General features: G+C 65.3%; 19 protein-coding genes and 2 tRNA genes. 16 read left to right on the top strand and 5 right to left on the bottom strand.

The genetic code is table 11. The features are described from left to right. The first annotated feature begins 33 nt into the window (after positions 1 to 33). From Q0894_RS15260 to nadA, 3 genes are all read left to right on the top strand, one after another. Positions 34 to 109 (top strand) — tRNA-Lys (locus tag Q0894_RS15260). A gap of 28 nt (positions 110 to 137) precedes the next feature. Beyond that, positions 138 to 213: transfer RNA gene (locus Q0894_RS15265), tRNA-Lys, on the top strand. A gap of 238 nt (positions 214 to 451) precedes the next feature. Next, on the top strand, positions 452 to 1480 hold the full coding sequence (gene nadA / locus Q0894_RS15270; RefSeq protein WP_299236925.1) for a quinolinate synthase NadA: 1029 nt from the start codon (positions 452 to 454) through the stop codon (positions 1478 to 1480). A gap of 70 nt (positions 1481 to 1550) precedes the next feature. On the opposite strand, the gene Q0894_RS15275 is transcribed toward nadA, so the two are convergent. Further along, positions 1551 to 3017, bottom strand: coding sequence for a M48 family metalloprotease (locus tag Q0894_RS15275; protein WP_299236927.1), 1467 nt, complete (start codon positions 3015 to 3017; stop codon positions 1551 to 1553). 134 nt (positions 3018 to 3151) lie between these two features. On the opposite strand from Q0894_RS15275, the gene Q0894_RS15280 reads away from it, so the two are divergent. Next, positions 3152 to 3400, top strand: coding sequence for a sulfurtransferase TusA family protein (locus Q0894_RS15280; protein WP_299236929.1), 249 nt, complete (start codon positions 3152 to 3154; stop codon positions 3398 to 3400). Next, complete coding sequence (locus tag Q0894_RS15285) at positions 3397 to 4497, top strand: AI-2E family transporter (RefSeq protein WP_299236931.1); 1101 nt, start codon at positions 3397 to 3399, stop codon at positions 4495 to 4497. The genes Q0894_RS15280 and Q0894_RS15285 overlap by 4 nt, the downstream gene beginning before the upstream one ends. A 28-nt stretch (positions 4498 to 4525) precedes the next feature. On the opposite strand, the gene Q0894_RS15290 is transcribed toward Q0894_RS15285, so the two are convergent. Beyond that, complete coding sequence (locus tag Q0894_RS15290) at positions 4526 to 5014, bottom strand: peroxiredoxin (protein WP_299236933.1); 489 nt, start codon at positions 5012 to 5014, stop codon at positions 4526 to 4528. Between the two features lie 223 nt (positions 5015 to 5237). Between Q0894_RS15290 and dapA the strand changes: the two genes are divergently transcribed. From dapA to purC, 4 genes are read left to right on the top strand one after another with little or no spacing between them, the layout of a single operon-like run. Beyond that, positions 5238 to 6122, top strand: a complete 885-nt coding sequence (gene dapA / locus Q0894_RS15295; RefSeq protein WP_299236935.1) for a 4-hydroxy-tetrahydrodipicolinate synthase — start codon at positions 5238 to 5240, stop codon at positions 6120 to 6122. Positions 6123 to 6167: 45 nt separating this feature from the next. After that, positions 6168 to 7124: a lipoprotein, NlpB gene (locus Q0894_RS15300; RefSeq protein WP_299236937.1), complete on the top strand. Its 957-nt coding sequence runs from the start codon at positions 6168 to 6170 to the stop codon at positions 7122 to 7124. After that, positions 7124 to 7927 (top strand): MBL fold metallo-hydrolase, encoded by an 804-nt coding sequence (locus Q0894_RS15305; protein ID WP_299236940.1) that lies wholly within the window; start codon positions 7124 to 7126, stop codon positions 7925 to 7927. The genes Q0894_RS15300 and Q0894_RS15305 overlap by 1 nt, the downstream gene beginning before the upstream one ends. Before the next feature lie 40 nt (positions 7928 to 7967). Beyond that, on the top strand, positions 7968 to 8681 hold the full coding sequence (gene purC, locus Q0894_RS15310; protein ID WP_195688962.1) for a phosphoribosylaminoimidazolesuccinocarboxamide synthase: 714 nt from the start codon (positions 7968 to 7970) through the stop codon (positions 8679 to 8681). A gap of 52 nt (positions 8682 to 8733) precedes the next feature. On the opposite strand, the gene tsaA is transcribed toward purC, so the two are convergent. Continuing rightward, positions 8734 to 9459 (bottom strand): tRNA (N6-threonylcarbamoyladenosine(37)-N6)-methyltransferase TrmO, encoded by a 726-nt coding sequence (gene tsaA, locus Q0894_RS15315; RefSeq protein ID WP_299236946.1) that lies wholly within the window; start codon positions 9457 to 9459, stop codon positions 8734 to 8736. Between the two features lie 103 nt (positions 9460 to 9562). Here tsaA and Q0894_RS15320 point away from each other — a divergent pair, with 103 nt between their 5' ends. Beyond that, positions 9563 to 10102: a GNAT family N-acetyltransferase gene (locus tag Q0894_RS15320; RefSeq protein ID WP_299236948.1), complete on the top strand. Its 540-nt coding sequence runs from the start codon at positions 9563 to 9565 to the stop codon at positions 10100 to 10102. On the opposite strand, the gene nadC is transcribed toward Q0894_RS15320, so the two are convergent. Then, on the bottom strand, positions 10099 to 10941 hold the full coding sequence (gene nadC / locus Q0894_RS15325) for a carboxylating nicotinate-nucleotide diphosphorylase (protein WP_205741936.1): 843 nt from the start codon (positions 10939 to 10941) through the stop codon (positions 10099 to 10101). The genes Q0894_RS15320 and nadC overlap by 4 nt on opposite strands. Before the next feature lie 117 nt (positions 10942 to 11058). Here nadC and ampD point away from each other — a divergent pair, with 117 nt between their 5' ends. The 6 genes from ampD (at position 11059) to Q0894_RS15355 (ending at position 19327) form a co-directional block, all read left to right on the top strand. After that, positions 11059 to 11628, top strand: a complete 570-nt coding sequence (ampD, locus tag Q0894_RS15330; RefSeq protein WP_299236950.1) for a 1,6-anhydro-N-acetylmuramyl-L-alanine amidase AmpD — start codon at positions 11059 to 11061, stop codon at positions 11626 to 11628. A 335-nt stretch (positions 11629 to 11963) separates the two neighbouring features. Further along, a complete protein-coding gene (gene aceE / locus Q0894_RS15335; protein WP_299236952.1) occupies positions 11964 to 14642 on the top strand; it encodes a pyruvate dehydrogenase (acetyl-transferring), homodimeric type in 2679 nt (892 codons plus the stop codon). A gap of 58 nt (positions 14643 to 14700) precedes the next feature. After that, positions 14701 to 16704 (top strand): pyruvate dehydrogenase complex dihydrolipoyllysine-residue acetyltransferase, encoded by a 2004-nt coding sequence (gene aceF / locus Q0894_RS15340; RefSeq protein WP_299236954.1) that lies wholly within the window; start codon positions 14701 to 14703, stop codon positions 16702 to 16704. Positions 16705 to 16944: 240 nt separating this feature from the next. Beyond that, complete coding sequence (gene adk / locus Q0894_RS15345) at positions 16945 to 17601, top strand: adenylate kinase (protein WP_299236957.1); 657 nt, start codon at positions 16945 to 16947, stop codon at positions 17599 to 17601. A 245-nt stretch (positions 17602 to 17846) separates the two neighbouring features. Further along, the gene (tsaB, locus tag Q0894_RS15350) at positions 17847 to 18566 is read left to right on the top strand and encodes a tRNA (adenosine(37)-N6)-threonylcarbamoyltransferase complex dimerization subunit type 1 TsaB (protein ID WP_299236959.1); all 720 of its coding nucleotides are present in this window, start codon (positions 17847 to 17849) and stop codon (positions 18564 to 18566) included. Continuing rightward, a complete protein-coding gene (locus Q0894_RS15355) occupies positions 18563 to 19327 on the top strand; it encodes a class I SAM-dependent methyltransferase (protein WP_299236962.1) in 765 nt (254 codons plus the stop codon). Before tsaB ends, Q0894_RS15355 begins: the two co-directional genes overlap by 4 nt. On the opposite strand, the gene plsB is transcribed toward Q0894_RS15355, so the two are convergent. Continuing rightward, positions 19328 to 21778: a glycerol-3-phosphate 1-O-acyltransferase PlsB gene (plsB, locus tag Q0894_RS15360; protein WP_299236965.1), complete on the bottom strand. Its 2451-nt coding sequence runs from the start codon at positions 21776 to 21778 to the stop codon at positions 19328 to 19330. Positions 21779 to 21832 lie beyond the last annotated feature (54 nt).

Raw genomic sequence — 21832 nt, forward strand, 5'->3', positions numbered from 1 at the left:
AGGTGTATCAGTATTATCTGCCCCCGTTCGGAAGGGTCGTTAGCTCAGTTGGTAGAGCAGTTGGCTTTTAACCAATTGGTCGTAGGTTCGAATCCTACACGACCCACCACTCCGGACACTGGCTTGCTTGCAAGCTCGGGTCGTTAGCTCAGTTGGTAGAGCAGTTGGCTTTTAACCAATTGGTCGTAGGTTCGAATCCTACACGACCCACCAATTCAGACGCCCCGGTCTCCTCGAGATCGGGGCGTTTTCGTATTGGTGCCGAGGGGCTGGCCAGAGGTTTTCGGCCGGTGCTGGTCAATACACCAGCGATATGGTCTAGAATAGAGGGCGAGCCGGCAGGCGACAGACGCAGCCGAGCTCATTGGCGCATCTCACCACGCGGAGCGCGTGGAAGAGATGCTCCCATCCTCTGCAGGGGGAGCCCCTGCCGGTCACAGTGGTAGACACGATGACGATCATGACTTCCCGTGCCGAGGTGCGTGAGCACCTGGCCCGCACCTATTGCCCCACCCGTATTCCCGCCCAGGATCAGGCGCGCATCGAGGAGATCAAGCGGCTTCTCGAGGCCAACAACGCCGTTCTGGTGGCCCATTACTACACCGATGATGCCATCCAGCAGCTGGCTGAGGAGACCGGGGGCTGCGTGGCCGACTCCCTGGAGATGGCTCGCTTCGGCGCCCGGCATCCGGCCGATACCCTGGTGGTGGCCGGTGTACGCTTCATGGGTGAGACCGCCAAGATTCTCTCCCCCGAGAAGCGAGTACTGATGCCGACCCTGGAGGCGACCTGTTCGCTCGATCTGGGCTGTCCGGCCGATGAGTTCAGCGCCTTCTGCGACCAGCACCCCGACCGCACCGTGGTGGTCTACGCCAACACCTCGGCGGCGGTGAAAGCGCGTGCCGACTGGGTGGTGACTTCCTCCATCGCCGTGGAGGTGATCGAGCACCTCCAGGCCCGCGGCGAGAAGATCCTGTGGGCGCCGGACAAGCACCTGGGGGGCTATATCCAGAAGCAGACCGGTGCCGACATGCTGCTATGGGATGGTGCCTGCATCGTCCACGAAGAGTTCAAGTCCAAGGGGGTCGAGGACCTCAAGGCGCTCTATCCGGAGGCCGCGGTGCTGGTGCACCCGGAGTCGCCGGCGGCGGTGGTGGAGCTGGCCGATGTGGCGGGCTCGACGTCCCAGCTGATCCAGGCGGCCAAGGAGCTGCCCAACGACAAGCTGATCGTGGCCACCGATCGTGGCATCTTCTTCAAGATGCAGCAGGTGGTGCCGGAAAAGACGCTATTCGAGGCGCCTACGGCTGGCAATGGTGCCACCTGCAAGAGCTGTGCCCACTGCCCCTGGATGGCGATGAACGGGTTGGATAACCTGGCCGATGCCCTGCGTCATGGGCTCGGTGAGATTCAGGTCGAAACAGAGCTTCGCCATGCGGCGCTGAGGCCCCTGGAGCGGATGCTCAACTTCAAGCGCTAGGCCCTCCTAGCGCTTGTTGTAAGAAACCCCCTTGCCGCTGGGCGTGGCGTCGACTCGCTGGCTGACGGCGTTATTGAAACTTCTCGAGCGTTTCTCGGTAGTCGAGGAACGCCTCGTAACGCTGCTCGATACGCGCGGCCGCGGTAGCGTTGTCTTCCTGATCGGCCACTCGACGAGCCACGCCCAGCTGACGAATGGCATCGGTAATGCGTCCGGTAAGCTGCTGATATTCGGCGCGGGCCAGGTGGCCCAGGGCCTCGCGACCGCTGCGACCCGCCGCCTCGGCGAGCAGTGCAAACACGCGATGGTCCTCGGGGCGCCGGTCTGCCAGATCGCGCAGAAGGCGCCATGCCGCCTCGGGATCACGCTGGAGCTGTGCTTCGGCGAGGGTGAGGCTGGTCGGGACATGTCCCGGAACCAGACGCAGCAGACGCCGGCTGCGTTCGATGGCGTCATCGGTGCGTCCGGCGGCGAAGGCAGTTTCGGCCGCCGTGGCGGGGATCAGGGTGAGGTCGGGCTGCTCCCGCGCCAGGGCGTCGAGCCGGCGCAGCGCCTCATCCGTATCGCCCCGTTCGGCGCTGATCAAGGCCGCCAGATAACGCTCCGCCTGCCGGGGGACATCGCCCTGAGTCAGCCGGGTCCTCGCCCGGTCGGGGTCTGTCCGGTGAATCGCCAGCAGTGCACGGGCACGCACCAGGTGGTACTGCAGGCCATCTCGTTGTTCCTGCACCGAGAGCTTGGCGGCGCGTGATGCGGTATCACTGATGCGCGACTCGGTAAGCGGGTGGGTGAGCAGAAACTCGGGAGGGGTGCCGCCCTGCAGGCTGGCCAGCCGCTGCATGGCGCGAAACATCGAGACCATGGCCTCGGGGTCGTAGCCCGCTTCCGCCATGACCTGCAGCCCCAGGCGGTCGGCCTCCTGCTCATAGCGGCGTGAGTAGCTCAGCTGGTCCTGGATAAAGGCGGCCTGGGAGCCCATGGCGACGCCGATGCCTGCATCGCCCCCTCCGGCGGCGGCGATCAGCATGCCAGCCAGCATGGCGGCCATGGCGGGGACCTGGGTCTGCTCGGCGCGAGCCTGGCCGCGCGAGTAGTGGCGTTGGGCCAGGTGGCCGAGCTCATGGGCGAGCACCGAGACCAGCTCCGCCTCCTGGTCGGCGAAGGCGAACAGCCCGGCGTTGATGCCAACCACGCCGCCCGGTACCGCGAAGGCGTTGAGGCGATGGCTGTCGACCAGGGTCACGAGCAGCTCACTGGTGTCGACTCCGGCATGGGAGGCGAGTCGAGCGAGCAGTGCCTCGACATAGGCCTGGGCGATGGGGTCCTGCCATTCGGGGGCCCGGGCGCGAAACTGGCGTAGCCAGGCACGCCCCAGTCGATACTCCTCACTGCTGGCGGCCCGATGACCCGGTGCTGACAGGCTGGGCAGGTCGGCGCTGCTCTCCCAGGCGGGTTCGGTCCACTGGCCGACGGCAGGCAGTGCCAGGCACAGCCCCAGCAGCAGGGCAGCAGCACGAGGGAGGGGGCGTGACGGCATGGGCAAGCTCTCCTTGGGGCGAGGCGGGCCCACACTCTGACATTGATTCGCCTCGCAAAGTGCCTTTAAATCCTAGGGCTTCCCGCCTCTGGCCAAGCCAGGTGGCGATATTCCGCATTCTTCAGGGAGTCTACATGTCTCTGCAACCCGACCAAGTACTCGATGTCTGCGGACTGCCTTGCCCGCTTCCCCTGCTCAAGGCCAAGCAGGCGCTCTCCCGGCTCGAGGTTGGTCAGCTTCTCGAGGTGAAGGCCACCGATGCCGGCTCCTGGGGGGACTTTGCCACCTATATCGAACAGAGCGCTCACGAAATGCCGGCCAGGGAGGAGCGCGACAGCATCTATCACTACTGGATCCGCAAGGGCGAGGGGCGTGCTTCATGACCTTGCGTGCCGTGCTCAGGGGGTGGGTCGATCGCTATCTGTCCGACGAGGAGGCGGTGATCCTGCTGTTGGTCCTGGTGCTCGGCATCGCGGTGGTAGTCTTTCTGGGGCGCATGCTGGCCCCCTTTCTGACGGCGCTGGTGATCGCCTTTCTGCTTCAGGGGGCGGTGAGCTGGCTCGAGCGGCGACATGTCCCCCACCTGCTGGCAGTGATCCTGGTGTTCCTCTTCTTCCTGGGACTGTTGCTGGCGATGGCTCTTATCCTGATGCCGCTGATCTGGAACCAGCTGGTGGCGCTGGTGCAGGAGACCCCGCGGATGTTCGCCAGTGGCCAGCAGCTGCTCGATGATCTGCAGGAACGCTATCCGCAGCTGGTCACTCCGGACCAGATCCAGAATTGGATCGCCGTGGCTGGCCGCGAGATGACCCAGTTCGGACAGCGCGCGCTTACCCTCTCCCTGGCTTCGCTGGGCAATGTTCTGGCGCTGATCATCTATCTGGTGCTGGTGCCGATCCTGGTGTTCTTCCTGCTCAAGGATCGTGAGCGCCTGGTGGACTTCATCCTGTCGCTGCTCCCACGCAAGCGCACCCTGATGACCCGTATCTGGCATGAGATGGACAGCCAGATCGCCAATTATGTGCGTGGCAAGTTTATCGAGATCATGATCGTGGGTACGGCGGCATTCCTGACCTTTGCCTTCTTCGGGCTGCCGTATACTGCGCTGCTGGCGGTGCTGGTGGGGTTCTCGGTGCTGGTACCGTACATCGGCGCCGCGGTGGCGACGCTACCGGTAGCCGCCGTGGCGGGCTTCCACTTCGGCATGAGCGATCAGTTCCTCTATGTGCTGGTCGCGTATGGGGTGATTCAGGCGCTGGATGGCAATGTGCTGGTGCCGGTACTGTTCTCCGAAGCGGTCAACCTGCATCCGGTATCGATCATCGTGGCGGTGCTGTTTTTCGGCGGCATCTGGGGGTTCTGGGGCATCTTCTTCGCCATCCCGCTGGCGACCCTGATCAAGGCGCTGGTCTACGCCTGGCCCCGGGGGGTCAAGCGTCATCGCGAGGGCGAGGGCGGCGAGGTGGTGGCAGGGGAGTGAGGCCGCCCCCCGGCGGCCCCGTCGGCGGTTACTCGGTGTCGCCGGTGCCCTCGTTCAGGGACTGAGCCCTCTCCAGGACTTCCTGGGCGTGGCCCTTGACCTTGACCCCGCGCCACTCGTGGGCCAGCTTGCCTTCGCTGTCGATCAGGAAGGTGCTGCGCTCGATGCCAAGGTGCTCCTTGCCGTACATCTTCTTGAGCTTGATCACGTCGAACAGCCGGCAGAGTGTCTCCTCCTTGTCGGAGATAAGGGCGAAGTTGAACGCCTGCTTTGCCTTGAAGTTCTCCTGAGCCCGAATGCCGTCCCGAGAGGCGCCAAGCACCACGGTATTGGCAGCCTCGAACTCCGCCTTGCGATCGCGGAAGTCACCGCCTTCGGTGGTACAGCCGGGGGTGCTGGCCCTGGGGTAGAAGAAGATCACGACCTGACGCCCCTTGAACTCGGACAGGGTAACGCTGGTGTCGCCGGTGGCGAGGGCTGTGAAGTCGGGTACCGGCTGGCCGATGCTGACACTCATGGGAGTCTCCTGGGTGAGTGGGTCACGAGGCGTCGATTACACGCAACCCCCGCCCGGCTGTCAAAGAGGGTGGTGGAATCTGGTCGCGTCGCTGTACAGGCCTGGGCCGCCTGAGTACCATTTGAGCCTTGGGGGCAGCGACCTGCCCCGTCTGGGCGCCGCTAGGGCCGGGGCGCCGAGCGGCAATCGAGCCGGCAGCAGTCGAACCGAGAGGATAGAGAGGATGGTCACGGGAAGCATCGTCGCCCTGGCGACGCCGATGAAGGTCAATGGCGATATCGATTGGGAGGCGCTGCGTCGCCTGGTGAACTTCCATCTCGACCATGGCACCGATGGCATCGTCGCCGCCGGTACCACCGGCGAGCCCACCACCATGTCATTTGCCGAGCACTTCGATGTGATTCGGACGGTGGTGGAGGAGGTTGACGGACGGATTCCGGTGATTGCCGGTACCGGCGCCAACGCCACCTCCGAGGCCGTTGAGCTGGCCCGCTATGCCAGCGAGGTAGGCGCCGACTACTGCCTGTCGGTCTGCCCTTACTACAACAAGCCGACCCAGGAGGGGCTCTATCGCCACTTCAAGGCGGTCGCCGAGGGTAGCGAGTTGCCGGTGATCCTCTACAATGTGCCCGGCCGCACCTGCTCCGACCTCTACAACGAGACCGTGCTGCGCCTCGCCGAGGTGGACAATATCGTCGGGCTCAAGGACGCCACCGGTAATCTGGAGCGTGCCGAGGACCTGATCGGTCGCCTCGCGGGCAGTGGCTTCATGCTCTACTCGGGGGATGATGGCACCGCCTGTGACTTCATGCTGATGGGCGGTCATGGGGATATCTCGGTAACGGCCAACGTGGCGCCTCAAGCCATGCACGAGCTGTGTGCCGCCGCGGTCGCCGGCGATGCCGAACGTGCGCATCAGCTCAATACTCGCCTGATGCCGCTGCATACCAATCTCGGCATCGAGGCCAACCCGATCCCGGTCAAGTGGTCACTCAATCGCATGGGGCTGATCGAGCCGGGCATCCGTCTGCCGCTCACCTGGCTGTCGGAGAAGTACCACTCCACCATCAGCGAAGCCCTGCAACTGGCCGGCCTGATCGACGACTGATCGGCACCGCGCCGGCCCCTGGACAACTGGAAGCAAGGTAGACCCATGAACTCAGCGCTGAAATGGCTGCCGCTGGCGATGCTCGTCGCCCTGGCCGGCTGTGCCCGTGATGACGGCTATTATCACGATCGTAATATCGACTATGCCGATGCCCGCCAGGCGGCGCCCCTGACGCTGCCCGAGGGTCGTGCTGCCGAGCGCTATCGTGACGCCATGCCGGTGCCCGAGACGGCCGCCGACTTTCACGGCTCCACGGGTGACTTCGAGGCACCGGCACCGCAACCGCTGGGTGCCGGTCGACTTCAGCGTGAGTTCGTCGAGTCCCGCCGAGTGGGTGACGACGCCTGGCTGGTGGTGGGAGCCGCCCCGGACAGCGTCTGGCCACAGCTGGAGAGCTTCGCGCGCAGCCGTGGCCTGGAGGTGGTCGCCAGCGATTCGAGTCGCGGGGTGGTCGAGACGCGCCAGGGGCGCCTGAGCGTTCGCCAGGGACTGCGTGCCGGTGACAGCGAGGTGCGTTGCGATCAAGCCGGGCGCCCGGAGAGTGCCTGCCTCGGTGCCCTGGAGCAGTATCTCGCTGCGCGCAGCGCCACGGCGTCGAAAACCGCTTCATTGCAGGCCCAGCGCCTGGCCGGTGGGGAGCGTCTGCACCTCGTTAAGCGGGGTGACGAGTGGGCGGTCGAGGTGCCGCTGGATATTGACCGCACCTGGGCCGAACTCGACTACCAGCTCAAGCAGGACTTCACCGTCGAGGAGCGTCGCGAGCTGCTGGAAGGCATTCCGGCGGACTACTCCCATCGCATTCGCTACCTGCCGCTTTCCGAGCGCAGTGTCGGGTTCTGGAAAGGACTGGTGACCTCCGAGTCGCCGCGAGAGATTCGCCTGGAGCTGGAGCGCGAGGGCCCCGACCGCACCCTGTTGCGGGCGGTAAATCTCAGCGAGCGCGGCTTCAGTGCCGAGGACCGACGTGAGCTGCTGGAGCGAGTGGCGAGCCTGCTGCGCTGATGACGGAGGCCGGCAACATCATCGCTCGCCAAGGCGGACGACTGTACTTTGCATCGCTGGGCAGCGGCAGCAAGGGTAACGCGACCCTGGTGAGCGATGGCGAGACACGTCTGCTGGTGGACTGCGGTTTCACGCTGCGCGAAGCCGAACGCCGCCTGGCCCGTCTGGGGCTGCATCCGCGGCAACTCGATGCCCTGTTGGTGACCCATGAGCATGGCGACCATATTCGTGGGGTAGGCCCCCTGGCTCGTCGCTACGGGGTGCCGGTGTGGCTGACTCCGGGTACTTGGGGGAGTGGTCGGCTGGGTGAACTGCCCGAACGCCACTGGATCACCCCCCAGGCGCGCTTCGCCGTGAAGGGACTCCATATCGACCCGGTGACCGTGCCGCATGATGCCCGCGAGCCGGTGCAGTTCCGTATTCAGGGCGGTGGGCGACACCTGGGGCTGCTCACCGACCTCGGACACCCCACCGAGCATGTCGCCCAGGCCTTTGCCGGCTGCGATGCCCTGGTGCTTGAGTGCAACCATGATGTCCGGATGCTTGCCGAGGGTCCCTATCCACCCCGCCTCAAGCGGCGAGTGGGAGGTGACTGGGGGCATCTGGCCAATACCCAGGCGGCGACGCTGCTGACCCGGCTCGGCCTCGACCGCCTGCAGCGAATCGCCTGTTCGCATCTATCTGAACACAACAATCGCCCCGAGCTGGCGCTGGAGGCTTTGACGCCACTGCTCGACGGTGACACATCGCGGTTGATGGTAGCCTGCCAGGACGATGGTCTGGCATGGCAAGCCATCGCCTGAGCTGCAACCTTCCAACTGACCAAGCCCTCCGGAGGCTTCCATGGAAAAGCGTCAAGAACTCTACGCCGGCAAGGCCAAGTCGGTCTTCACCACCGATGACCCGGATCGCGTAATACTGCAATTCCGCGATGACACCAGCGCCTTCGACGGCGAGCGCATGGAGTCGCTGGACCGCAAGGGGATGGTCAACAACCGCTTCAACGCCTTCATCATGGAGACGTTGTCTGCAGCGGGGGTGCCCACCCACTTCGAGAAGCGCCTCTCCGACACCGAAAGCCTGGTCAAGACGCTGGAGATGATTCCAGTCGAGTGCGTGGTGCGCAATATCGCCGCGGGCAGCCTGGTAAAGCGGCTGGGCGTGACCGAGGGGGAGGCGCTCTCGCCGCCCACCTTCGAGCTGTTTCTCAAGAATGATGCCCTGCACGACCCCATGATCAACGAGTCGTTGGCCGAAACCTTCGGCTGGGCGACCGCCGACCAGCTGGCCGAGATGAAGGCGCTGACCTTCAAGGTCAACGCGGTGCTCAAGCAGCTGTTTGCCGATGGCGGCCTGCTGCTGGTGGACTACAAGCTGGAGTTCGGCCTGTTCAAGGGGCAGCTTGTCCTGGGCGACGAGTTCTCCCCGGACGGTTGCCGTCTGTGGGATGCCGAGACGCGCGAGAAGCTCGACAAGGATCGCTTCCGCCAGGGGCTCGGTGGCGTGATCGAGGCCTACGAGGAGGTCGGGCGTCGAATCGGGGTCAGCTTCGACTGAGGCCGAGGTTTCAGGTTGGCATCACCAGGGGCCCTGCGGGGCCCCTGGTCGTTTATGCAGGCACGATCTCCAGCACTTCCAGGAGGCGGGTGCCGCGGGATGCTGCCACGACACGAAAGCGTATATCCAGCTCGCGCAGGCGAACGCCATAACGGCGTGCTTCATCGTCGTCGCGATAGGCCGGCCGAGGGTCCTGGCTCAGCACCTCCTCGATCAGTGAGCGCAGCGAGGCGGCATCATCACGTCCGGCAAGCGTCGCTTCGGCGGTCTGGGTGAAGCATACCGGGAGTCGGTGAGGGGCCTCGGGAGCGAAGCCGGCGCTGGCCTCGGGTCTGGCTTCTGCCCAGGGCAGGTAAGGCTTGATATCGAGCACCGGGGTGCCGTTCACCAGGTCGGCACCGGCGAGCAGCAGCCTGACGCCGCCCCGAGTGTCGACCTCGATCAGCTCCACCAGAGACAGGCCCAGGCGGTTGGGCCGGTGGGTGCTGCGGCTGGCGAAGACCCCGACCCGGCGATTGCCGCCGAGGCGTGGCGGTCGCACCAGTGGTGTCCAGCGTTCGGGACTCTGGTGAAAGAGAAAGGTGAGCCACAGATGGCTGAAGGTCTCCAGCCCCCTGACCGTCAGCGGGTCATCGTAGGGGGGGAGTAGTCGGAGGAGGGCACGAGCCGAGGGGGCCAGGCCGGGCTGGCGAGGCACACCGAACTTGTCGGGGAAGTCGCTCTCGATCAGGCCGATGGGCGACAGGGTGATGGCCGGGGGGGAGGAGTGAACGCTCATGGAGGTCATTATGCCTGGCCCCGCTCAGGCCGGCGACCGCGGTTGGCCTGTCGGCGTGGGGTTGTGTAGTCTCTCGGCATTCACCAACGTTGCGAGACATCCCATGGATGAGGCTGCTGCAGTGCTGAAGAGGGAGGCCACGCGCTGCCCCGCACCGCGAATACGCTACCGCGAGGCCCTGGCGCGAGACGCCGGCGACCAGGCCGAGGTCTTTCATCATGCGGTGATGCAGGGGGCTTCTGCACACTACACCAGGCCCCAGCGTGATGCCTGGGTCTCGGCATTGCCGCGAGATGCGTGTGCCTGGGCGGCGCGACAGGCTCTCTATACCACCCTGGTGGCGGAGTGTGACGGCCGCTGCGTCGGCTTTCTCGAGCTGGAGCCCCATGCCGGCCGCATCGTGACGCTCTATGTATGGCCTTCGCTGGCGCGTCGTGGCATCGGTTCAACGCTCTTGATTCACGCCGAGCGACTGCTGATCGAGCGCGGGGTGTCTCGTGCCAGCATCGAGGCAAGCCTGATGCTGGCCGTGGGGCTGGAGCGGCGCGGCTGGCGCGACCTTGGTCATGAGTATGTGGAGCGCAACGGTGAGCGGCTGTCTCGCCATCGGCTGGAGAAGTCGCTGGTCGCGCTGCAGACCTAGTCTTCCAGGCGCATGGAAAGGTCGATCGCCTTGACATCCTTGGTCAGGGCGCCGCTGGAGATGCAGTCGACCCCGGTGTCGGCGATGGCGCGCAGCGTACTCCTGTCGACGTTGCCGGAAGCCTCCAGGGTCGCTTTGCCGGCGTTGCGTCGTACGGCCTCCCGCAGCTCGTCGAGGCCGAAATTGTCGAGCATGATGATGTCGGCATCGGCCGCCAGGGCCTGGTCAAGCTCGTCGAGGCTCTCCACCTCCACTTCTACCGGCAGGTCGCTCGCGATGCGGCGGGCCTCGCTCACCGCCGCCTCGATACCACCACAGGCGGCGATATGGTTCTCCTTGATCAGGAAGGCATCCCATAGCCCGATACGATGGTTATGCCCTCCGCCGCAGGCCACCGCATACTTCTGCGCCAGGCGCAGCCCGGGCAGGGTCTTGCGGGTGTCGAGCAGGCGCACGCCGGTGTCGGCGATCAGGTCGACGTAGTGGCGGGTGTGAGTGGCGGTAGCGGATAGCGTCTGCAACAGGTTGAGCGCCGCGCGCTCGCCGGTCAGCAGGCTGCGCGCCGCCCCCTCCAGCTCGAGGAAGCACTGGCCGGCCTTCAGGGTGTCTCCGTCGGCGGCCAGCCAGCGCAGGGTCACCGTGGCATCGAGGCGGCGAAACAGCTCATCGACCCAGGCCACCCCGCACAGCACGCAGTCATCGCGGGTGATGACGCGAGCCCTGGCGAACTGCTCGGCAGGAATCAGTTGGGCGGTGATATCGCCCGGGCCAACGTCCTCGGCCAGCAGGCGGGCGGCGGCATCGCGAATCTCTTCGACGAGCTTGTTGTGGTAGGGCAGGGTGTCCTGAAAGTCCATGCGGGTCACTCGTGGGGTTGGTGTCGGCGTGGGGTGGCCGGAGTGGTCAAGGAGGTCCATTATAGGGAATCCCTACCGGTGACGTCAGGGGAGAGACGCATGGCGATTGAACAGGGCTGGCTTGCCGGGGCGCGGCGGGTGCCGTCCCCCAACTGTGACGAGCGACCGCACGGTGAGGTGTCGCTGCTGGTACTGCACTCCATCAGCCTGCCGCCGGGTGAATACGGTGGAGCGCATATCGAGAATCTGTTCACCAACCGGCTGGACCCCGAGGCCCACCCCTTCTTCGCTTCCCTTCAGGGCCTGCGTGTCTCGGCTCACCTGCTGATTCGCCGCAATGGCGAGTGTGTGCAGTTCGTGCCTTTCCAGCGCCGGGCCTGGCACGCCGGACGCTCCCGCTGGCGCGATGGCGAGCGCTGGCGTACCGCCCTCAACGACTTTGCCATCGGCATCGAGCTGGAGGGCAACGAGGTCTCTGCCTATACCGATGCCCAATATGAGCGACTGGTCGAGGTGACTCTCGACCTTGTCGCCGCCTACCCCGAGCTTGAGACATCGCGTGTGGCCGGCCATGCGCAGGTGGCACCGCTGCGCAAGAGTGACCCGGGGCCCGCCTTCGACTGGGCCTACTTTCGTCAGCGACTGGGCGAGTGCCACGCGGCCGAGTGAGTCATTTGCCGGGTGTGATGGTCAGGGCGCTCGCTTGCTTCATACGGTAGTTTAACTACATCTCATTGACTTTCGTCGAGTTTCTGCTTCGGTGGAGTGCTAACCTCTTGTGTTGCGGTGCAGTATGAAGAGTGTGGAAATCAATTCCATGCAAGGTTGCTTTGGCAGGTGGCGAGGTTTACTGTATCTTTCGCAAAGAAACGACGGTTTCTTTGCGTCGTGACGTAATAAAATTACACAAAATCCCGGGGTGTGATGCCTCTCTGGCAGTAGAACGCCCTGCCTTCCGCGCAGCAGCGGGCATGCAACATCCATCGTCATTCGGAGAGACGTCTATGAGTCTGGAGGCAAGAGAGGATCTCGACCCGGTCGAGACCGCAGAGTGGTTGGAAGCCCTCGAATCAGTCCTGGAGTACGAGGGCGAGGAGCGTGCCCGGCACCTGCTGACCCGCCTGGCCGACCGCCTGCGCCGTGACGGTACCCAGCCCCCTTTCTCGGCGACCACGCCTCATCGCAACACGATTCCTGTGCATCGCGAGGCGCCGATGCCGGGGGATCTCTTCATGGAGCGCAAGATCCGCTCGATGATCCGCTGGAACATGGCGGCGATGGTTACCCGGGCGAACCGCAAGCACAAGGGCATCGGTGGCCACCTGGCCAGCTACATGTCCAGCGCGACTCTCTATGAAGTGGGGTTCAACCATTTCTTCCGCGCTGCCAACGGCGATTTCAAGGGCGACCTGGTCTTCATACAGGGCCACAGCTCCCCGGGCATCTATGCCCGCGCCTTCCTCGAAGGCCGCCTCACCGAGGAGCAGATGGATCGCTATCGTCAGGAGGTTGACGGCAACGGTCTCTCCTCCTACCCGCACCCCTGGTTGATGCCCGATTTCTGGCAGCTGCCCACCGTTTCCATGGGTCTGGGCCCGATCATGGCCATCTATCAGGCCCACGTGATGAAGTATCTGGATCAGCGTGGCCTGCAGCCGATGCAGGACCGCAAGATCTGGTGCTTCCTCGGTGATGGCGAGTGTGACGAGCCGGAATCCCTGGGCGCGATCCACCTGGCCAGCCGTGAAAAGCTCGATAACCTGATCTTCGTGGTCAACTGCAACCTGCAGCGCCTCGACGGCCCGGTGCGCGGTAACTCGCGGATCATGGATGAGCTCGAGGGCGTATTCCGGGGTGCCGGCTGGAACGTGATCAAGGTGGTCTGGGGGCGCCTGTGGGATCCGCTCTTCGAGAAGGACAAGAAGGGCATCTTGCAGAAGGCCATGGATGAGACCATCGATGGCGAGTATCAGAACTACAAGGCCATGGGCGGCGCCTATACCCGAGAGCGCTTCTTTGGCAAGTATCCCGAGACCCTCGAGATGGTCAAGGATCTTTCCGATGACGACATCTGGAAGCTCAACCGTGGTGGCCATGACCCGTTCAAGGTCTATGCGGCCTACCATGAGGCGGTGAACAACGCCAACGGGCGTCCCACCGTGGTGCTGGCGCATACCGTCAAGGGCTACGGCCTGGGTGCCGATGGCGGCGAGGCGGACAACGAGGCGCACCAGGTCAAGTCCATCGACGACCCGGAGGTGCTCAAGCGCTTCCGCGATCGTTTCGGCATTCCCGTTTCCGACGAAGCGATCGAGCACGAGATCCCCTATTACAAGCCGGCCGACGACACCCCGGAGATGAAGTACATGCATCTCCAGCGTGAGCGCCTCGGCGGCTATCTGCCGGCACGCCAGTACGACTTCGAGCCGCTCGACATCCCTGGCTTGGACGACAAGATCTTCGCCAGCCAGCTGGGTGGCTCGAAGGGGCGCGAGGTCTCCACCACCATGACCTTTGTGCGGATTCTCAACGGTCTGGTGAAGCACAAGTCGTTCGGCAAGCAGGTGGTGCCGATCGTGCCCGACGAGGCCCGCACCTTCGGCATGGAGGGCATGTTCCGTCAGCTGGGTATCTACAGCCCCGGTGGTCAGAAGTATGAGCCCATGGACAAGGGCCAGCTGATGTTCTATCGCGAGGACAAGGCCGGACAGGTCCTCGAGGAGGGCATCAACGAGGCGGGCGCCATGTCCTCGTGGATCGCCGCGGCAACTTCCTACGCCAACAACGGCCTGCCGCTGCTGCCGTTCTATATCTACTACTCGATGTTTGGCTTCCAGCGCATCGGGGACCTGGCCTGGGCCGCCGGCGACATGCAGGCACGCGGCTTCATGGTGGGGGGAACCGCCGGACGCACCACGCTCAATGGCGAGGGGCTGCAGCACCAGGATGGCCACAGCCACCTGCAGGCGGCGATGATCCCCAACTGCCGCAGCTACGACCCGACCTATGCCCATGAGCTGGCGGTCATCGTGCAGGATGGTCTGAAGCGCATGTTCGTCGACAAGGAGAACTGCTTCTACTACCTGACGGTGATGAACGAGAACTACGAGCACCCCGAAATAGAGGAGGTGCCCGCCGAGGACATCATCAAGGGCATGTACCTGCTGCGCGAGACCCAGGGAGACAAGGCCCGGGTTCAACTGATGGGCTCCGGCACCATCATGCGCGAGGTGGAGGCCGCTGCCGAGCTGCTGCGCGACGACTGGGGCGTGGGCGCCGATATCTGGAGTGTGCCCAGCTTCAATGAGCTGCGCCGCGAGGCGCTGGCGCTGGACCGCCAGGCCTTCCTCAACCCCGAGGCCGAGCCGGCCAAGCCCCATGTGACGCGCTGTCTCGAGGGTCGTCAGGGGCCGGCCATCGCCTCTACCGACTATATGCGCCTGTTTGCCGATCAGGTGCGTGCCTGGGTGCCCACCGATTTCCATGTGCTGGGTACCGACGGTTTCGGGCGTTCGGACACTCGGGAGAAGCTCCGCGAGTTCTTCGAGGTTGACCGTCACTTCGTGGTGGTGGCAGCACTCAAGGCGCTGGCCGAGCGCGGCGAGCTCGATCGCAAGGTGATCGGCGAGGCGCTGAGCAAGTACAACATCGATCCGGCCAAGCCGAATCCGCTGACCGACTGATCCGGTGGGGCGGGCGGATGCCCGCCCCTTCCAGGCACGATTTGGAAGGAGCGCGACCTTGAGTAGCGAAATCATCAAAGTACCGGACATCGGCGGCGATACCGATGTGGAGATCATCGAGATCGCGGTGTCGGAAGGCGACGTCATCGAGGCCGAGGACACCCTGATCACCCTCGAGTCCGACAAGGCCAGCATGGATGTGCCGTCGCCCAAGGGCGGCAAGGTGGCCAAGGTGCTGGTCAAGGAGGGCGATACCGTTTCCGAGGGGGACGATATTGTCGAGTTGGAGCTCGAGGGTGGCGGCGAATCGGAGCCGGCCGCCGAGAGCGAGAAGCAGAGCGATCCGGCGCCCGAGAAGGAGCCGGAACCTGCCGCCGAGAAGCCGGCGGCCAGTGGCGGTGGCAAGCGCACCGTGGACATCACCGTACCCGACCTGGGAGGTGACAGCGATGTCGAGGTGATCGACGTCGCCGTGTCCGAGGGTGACGAGATCGACCTGGAGGCGCCGCTGATCACCCTGGAGTCCGACAAGGCCTCCATGGATGTGCCCAGCCCGCACCAGGGCAAGGTGGTTTCCCTGACCGTCAAGGAGGGGGATACCGTCTCGGAGGGCGATGTCATCGGCACCATGGAGATCGCCGGCGAGGCGGGCGATGCGGCAGCGGACTCATCCCGTGATGCCACTCCGACGGCCGCGGCTAGCGAGACTGCCGAAGAGCCCGAGGAGTCGGAAGAGCAGGCCTCCTCGGGTGAGCCTGAACGTCAGGAGGTCCGCGTTCCGGATCTGGGCGGTGCCAGCGACGTGCCGATCATCGAGGTGGCCGTGGCCGCCGGCGATGAGGTGGAAGAAGAGGCGCCACTGATTACCCTGGAGTCCGACAAGGCCTCCATGGATGTGCCGAGCCCGTTCAAGGGCAAGCTGGTGGAGCTCGTGGTCAAGGAGGGCGACAGCGTCTCCGAGGGCGACCTGATCGGCTATATCGAGACGGCTGCCGCCAAGCCCACGGCCAGCCAGGCGTCCAGGAAGAGCCCCGAGCCCTCTCGGAGCGAGTCACCCAAGGCCGAGAAGCCCGCGACGACGGCGCCAGGTACGCCGAGTCCGGAAGCCGAGATGGCGGCCCACCAGCCCCGCGATGGAAAGCTGGTACATGCCGGTCCTGCGGTGCGCATGCTGGCCCGCGAGCTGGGCGTCGACCTCGCTCTGGTCAAGCCTAGCGGACCCAAGAAGCGGGTTCTCAAGGAGGATGTCCACGCCTACGTCAAGCAGGTGATGGCCAACCAGGGCAAGGCCGAGGCAGGCAGCGCCGCCCCGGCGGCGGCTGGTTCAGGCATTCCGCCGATTCCCGATCAGGACTTCAGCCAGTTCGGCGAGGTGGAAGAGAAGCCCATGGGGCGCCTCATGAAGATGGGGGCCACCAACCTCCACCGCAGCTGGGTCAATCTGCCCCACGTCACCCAGTTCGACGAGGCGGATATCACCGAGCTGGAGGCCTTCCGCAAGTCGATGAAGGCCGAGGCGGAGGCCCAGGGGGCCAAACTCACGCCGCTGCCCTTCCTGATCAAGGCGTGTGCCTTCGCGTTGCGTCAGTACCCGCAGTTCAATGTCAGCCTGAAGAGCGACGGCGAGACCCTGGTGCACAAGAAGTACGTGCATATCGGCATCGCCGTGGACACACCGGATGGTCTTATGGTGCCGGTGATTCGCAATGCCGACCAGAAGTCGCTGATCGACCTGGCCAAGGAGTCGGTGGAGCTGGCGGGAAAGGCGCAGTCGAAGAAGCTCAAGCGCGAGGAGATGACCGGTGGCTGCTTCACCATCTCCAGCCTGGGTTCCATCGGCGGTACCGCCTTTACCCCCATCGTCAATGCGCCGGAGGTGGCTATCCTGGGTGTCTCCAAGGCGTCGATGAAGCCGGTCTGGGATGGCGCAAGCTTCCAGCCGCGACTGATGATGCCGCTGAGCCTCTCCTATGACCACCGGGCCGTAAACGGTGCCGATGCGGCACGCTTTACCGCACTGCTGGGACAGCTTTTGACCGATATCCGTCGGCTGCTGCTGTAGGGCGGAGACTGCGACCCGCCACACGACGGCGCCTGCGGGCGCCGTCGTCATTTCCGGTCTCTGCAGGAATGCCAAGACCAAAGTGCAATTTGAGCCGATGCCCTTGAAATAAAAGGTGCTTTCCTGCGGCGAAGGGGGCTCGGCAATGTCCGGCGCTTGTGCTGGCCGTGGGCCGCGGTTATCGTTCCTCCCCCACTATTTCTTCAAATCTGACAACCACTTGAACACGAGGACACTAACATGCGTTTGATCCTGTTGGGCGCCCCCGGTGCCGGCAAGGGCACCCAGGCCCAGTTCATCTGCGAACGCTTCAAGATTCCGCAGATCTCGACCGGTGACATGCTGCGTACCGCCGTCAAGGAGGGCAGCGAGCTGGGCGTCAAGGTCAAGGAGATCATGAACAGCGGCGGCCTGGTTTCCGACGATATCATCATCGCCCTGGTCAAGGAGCGCATCGCTCAGCCTGACTGCGCCAACGGCTTCCTGTTCGATGGCTTTCCGCGCACCATCCCCCAGGCCGATGCCATGAAGGAGGCACGGGTGAAGCTCGATCATGTGCTCGAGATCGCCGTGGATGACGAGGAGATCGTCAGCCGCATGGCCGGTCGTCGTGTGCACCCGGGCTCGGGGCGCGTCTACCACGTCGACCATAACCCGCCCAGGGAAGAGGGCAAGGATGACGTGACCGGCGAGGCGCTGATCCAGCGTGAGGACGATCGCGAGTCAACCGTGCGAAACCGTCTGGCGGTCTACCATGAGCAGACCGCGCCGCTGGTCGACTACTACCAGGCCTGGGCCGAGCAGGATGCCGAGAGCGCGCCGATCTACCATCGGGTGGAAGGCGTCGGCAGCGTCGACGAGATCAAGGCCCAGGTGATCAAGGCACTCGAGGGCTGATCGAGCTACCCACAGCGGCGCGCCGGGGGCAGGTCGAAAGGGAGGTCCGAGGACCAGGGAAGGCCGAGGTAGCGTCCAGGGAGGGATTCACAGCGCCTCCCTGTAGGCCTGTCGCCGGGAAAGCGTCGCACACGTTGTAGGTGGTGGGTGGTTTCCGCCGAGAGATGGCCCGCGTAAAGCGGGCCATCGTCGTCTAGGGCCCGGCCGCGTATAATGGCGGCTCGTTTACCCGAGATGGTGGTGCCATGTCGATCCTGCTGGCCCTGGATGCTTCCTCGAGCGCCTGTTCTGTTGCCCTGTTGCGTCGGCGCTCCGGTGCCGATGATGAGCTGATTTCCCGTTTCGCCCTGACTCCCCGAGAGCACACCCGGCGCCTGTTGCCCATGGTCGACGAAGTGCTGGCCGAGGCGGGGGTGCGTCCTGGCGAGCTCGACGCCGTGGCCTATGGGCACGGTCCTGGCTCATTCACAGGCCTGCGCATTGCCGCTGGCGCCGCCCAGGGACTCGCCTACGGCCTCGACCGCCCGCTGGTCGGGATCTCGACCCTGGCGGCCTTGGCGCTGGGCGCTCATCGTCGCTACCAGTTTCGCAGAGTGGTTACCGCCCTGGATGCCCGCATGGGCGAGATCTACGTGGCCGCCTGGCAGTGCGTCGAGGGGCTGCCGGAGCCGCTTCTCGACGAGGCCGTGATGGCCCCCGAGCGGCTCTGTCTGCCGGTGATGGAAGATGACCATGGCTGGGTCGGCGTGGGCTCCGGCTGGAGCCTGAACGAACGGATGCCTGCCCGGGTGCAGGCAGGGGTCAGTCGGCAACTGCCCGAGATGGAGGCAGACGCCGCCGATATGGCGCTGTTGGCCCTGCAGGAGCTGGAGGCGGGGAGGGGGCAGCCGGCCCATCTCGCCCAGCCGGTCTACCTGCGCAACGAGGTGGCCTGGAAGAAGATGGATGCAGGCGCGGCGAAATGAGTGAGCGCTTGCCGGTGGCGGTAAGTGACCCGGCGCTGGCAATGTTGGCCGAGCGTCTGGGCCTCCCCTGCGAACAGGATGCCGAACTCCTGCTGGCGCGGCGAGAGGCGTGCCTGGTCCTGGTGGGTGATCCCGGGCGCTTCGGCCAGCCGCTGGCGGTCGACTTTACCGCCGGGCGCGCCGCCCATCGGCGACGCTTTGGCGGTGGGCGCGGACAGCTGATCGCTCGCGCCTGCGGGTTCACCCAGGGGGTGACGCCGGCGGTGGTGGATGCCACTGCCGGCCTGGGCCGTGATGCCTTCGTGCTGGCTAGCCTGGGCGCCCGGGTATTGATGATGGAGCGAGTCGCGGCGATCTTCGCCCTGCTCGAGGATGGCCTGGCCAGGGCCCTGGCCGATGCCGAAACCGCCGAGATCGCCATGCGGATGCAGCTGGTGCATGGCGATGCCGCCCGTGATCTCGAGGCCCGGGTAGCCGAGTCGGGCTTCGCGCCTCAGGTCATCCATCTGGATCCGATGTTTCCCCATCGCGAGAAGTCGGCGCTGGTCAAGAAGGAGATGCGCCTGTTCCGCACCCTGGCGGGCGACGATGCGGATGCGCCGCGTCTGCTGGAGGCGGCGCTGGATGTCGCTACCCACCGGGTGGTGGTCAAGCGGCCCAGGAAGGCACCGCCGATCGAGGGTCCCGCCCCGCGCCATGTGATCGAGGGCAAGACCAGTCGCTATGACCTCTATGTGCATCGCAGCCTGAAGACAGGATGATCAGTCACCGCGGCGGGTGATCAGCTGCAGGCGGTGGCGCAGGGCCGGGTCGAACAGCTTGCTTGAGCGCCTGGCTGCGTCGCGCAGTCGATCATCGAAGATGAGTCGGTCTTCGGCGTCGCGCCACAGCCAGCCCTCCAGCTCCAGGCTCTCCACCAGGCTGACGAACAGCCGGGTATCGAAGAACTCCGGTGCGTCGAGCCCCGACAGCACCGCCAGTCGTTCGGCAAGCAGCCGGCTGTGTTCGGCCAGCGACTCGGCCGTCAGATGGCCCGAGCCCGTGTGGATCAGCACCGCCAGCAGCAGGTAGCCACGCTCCAGTGATGGCTGCATCAGTTGACCCAGCAGGTCGAGGCTTTCGCCCGCCTCCAGGCGGTCCTCGAAGCGCTGCCAGCCCCCCTCGCCATCCGGCTCCAGCAGCTCCTGTTCGACCAGCACCTCGAGCATCGCCGCCAGCGCCTCGCGCAGGTCGAGGGGCGGGGTCACCATCAGCTCGCGGGCGAGGATCGGCCAGCCGGGGGCCAGCAGGGCCTCGAGCTCATCGAGGGAGTGTCTCGGCTGGTGACGAAAGGCGAAGGCGGTGAGCCCGGCAAGGGCGAAGAGGTGCAGCACGTTGTTGCGATACCAGCCCAGCTGGCTGGCCTGGTTGGTGTCGGCAAGCAGGAGATCGCCGAGGGACTGATCACGGCGCTGGATCATGCCCAGCGCCAGTGCCTGAGCGATCCAGGCTTCGGGGTCGCCCTCCGGCAGGCTGGCCCGTGTGGGAGCCGGCATGCGCCGCTGCAGCGCGGCCAGCAGTGAAAGCTGGCGCACCAGCAGGCGCTCCTCGATGGCATGGTGAGGGGTGGCCAGTAGCACCAGGGCTACCATATTGACCGGATTGAGGGCGGCGGCGGCATTGATGCGTCGATTAAGGGTTTCCCCCAGCCGGGGTACCAGGTCGTTGAGCCACACCGGCTGAGGTCCGGTCTCACCTCGCCACTGCCTGCCCAGCTCATGATCCAGGTAATCGGCCAACCGCAGTGGCTCGCCGATATTGAGGCTCACGCGACCGAAGGGCTGGCGTAGCTTGCCAAGGACCCGAAGCAGGGAGAGCGGGGTCTCCTTGCGCTTCCTGCCGCCGCGCAGCTCGCGCTGGTAGCTGGCACTTTCGATCACCCGTTCGTAGCCGATATAGACCGGAACGAAAGCCAGCGGCTGGGCCTGGCCGGCGGCGTGGCTGCGCAGGAAGGAGCGCAGGGTCATGGCCAGCATGCCGGGACGCGCGGGCAGCATGCGGCCGCTGCGTGAACGACCGCCCTCCATGAAATACTCCAGCGGATGCCCGCGGGCGATCAGGCGATGCAGGTATTCATTGAATACCGCGCCATAGAGCCGATTGTCGCGGAAACTGCGGCGCAGGAAGAAGGCGCCGCCACGCCGCAGCAGTGGTCCGACCAGGGGCATGTCCAGGTTGCGTCCGGCGGCGATATGCGGCGGCATCAGGCCCTCTTGATAGAGCACGTAGGAGAGCAGGAGGTAGTCGATATGGCTGCGGTGGCACGGTACATAGACCAGGGTATGGTCCTCGGCCAGCGGCTTGATCGCCTCCAGCCCGCGCACGTCGACACCGTCATAGAGGCGGTTCCACAGCCGGCGCAGCAAGCCATCCATGAACCGCAGCACCGGATAGGTCATGTTGGAGGCGATCTCGCGACCGTAACGACGGGCGCGACGCTCCAGGCGAGGCCGCGACTGGCGCCCTTCGCCGGCGAGCTCATCGATCACCTGGCCCACGTGGGGGCTCGATGCCACGCCTTCGATCAGGGTGCGGCGGTGGGAGAGGTCCGGGCCCAGCACCCGGCTACGCACCCGGCGGAAGTGCACACGCAACAGCCTTGCCGCCTTGCGATTGGTAAGGGCCGGGTCGCGGCCGTCACAGAGGTCGCGCAGCAGCAGTGGGGCGCCGAAGTGGATCTCCACGCTGCGGCGATTGACCAGTACCGCCAGCAGCCGGCGCAGGCGTCCGGTCAGCTGCCAGCTGTCGGCGGCGACCATGCGCCAGAATCCGAACCGCTTGCCGGGAGCACGCCCCCAGAAGATGCTGACCGGCACCAGCTGCACCGCAAGCGTCGGGTCGGCCTCGAGGCGTTCGATCAGCCCCTCGAAGGGGGGCGCGTGGCCCGCGGTATGACGCTGGCGTCGGCGTGGCAGTGCCAGACAGCCAGGGAGATTCAGGCCCGCGAAGCGGCGGCGGCTGTCGGCGGTGGGCAGGCCATGGCGGGAGGTGAGGGAGCCGAGCAGCCAGGTATCGCTCCAGGCGGTGCGAGGCAGTACATAGAATACCGGCAGCTCGGCGGCGATCCCCAGTTCGGCGGGAGGCGGCTCGATCAGACGCGGCCGGACCCAGGCGGCGATCATGCGGGTCATCACCGCACGCAGGGGAGTGGTCAAGGTGTGCAGCAAGGCCATCCGTTTGCCTCGGACGCAGGAAAGAAGAAGGAAAGGCCAGTATAGTCGTCGCGA

Origin of the sequence: uncultured Halomonas sp. (assembly GCF_947501415.1) — a bacterium.
In the GTDB taxonomy this organism is placed as follows: domain Bacteria; phylum Pseudomonadota; class Gammaproteobacteria; order Pseudomonadales; family Halomonadaceae; genus Halomonas.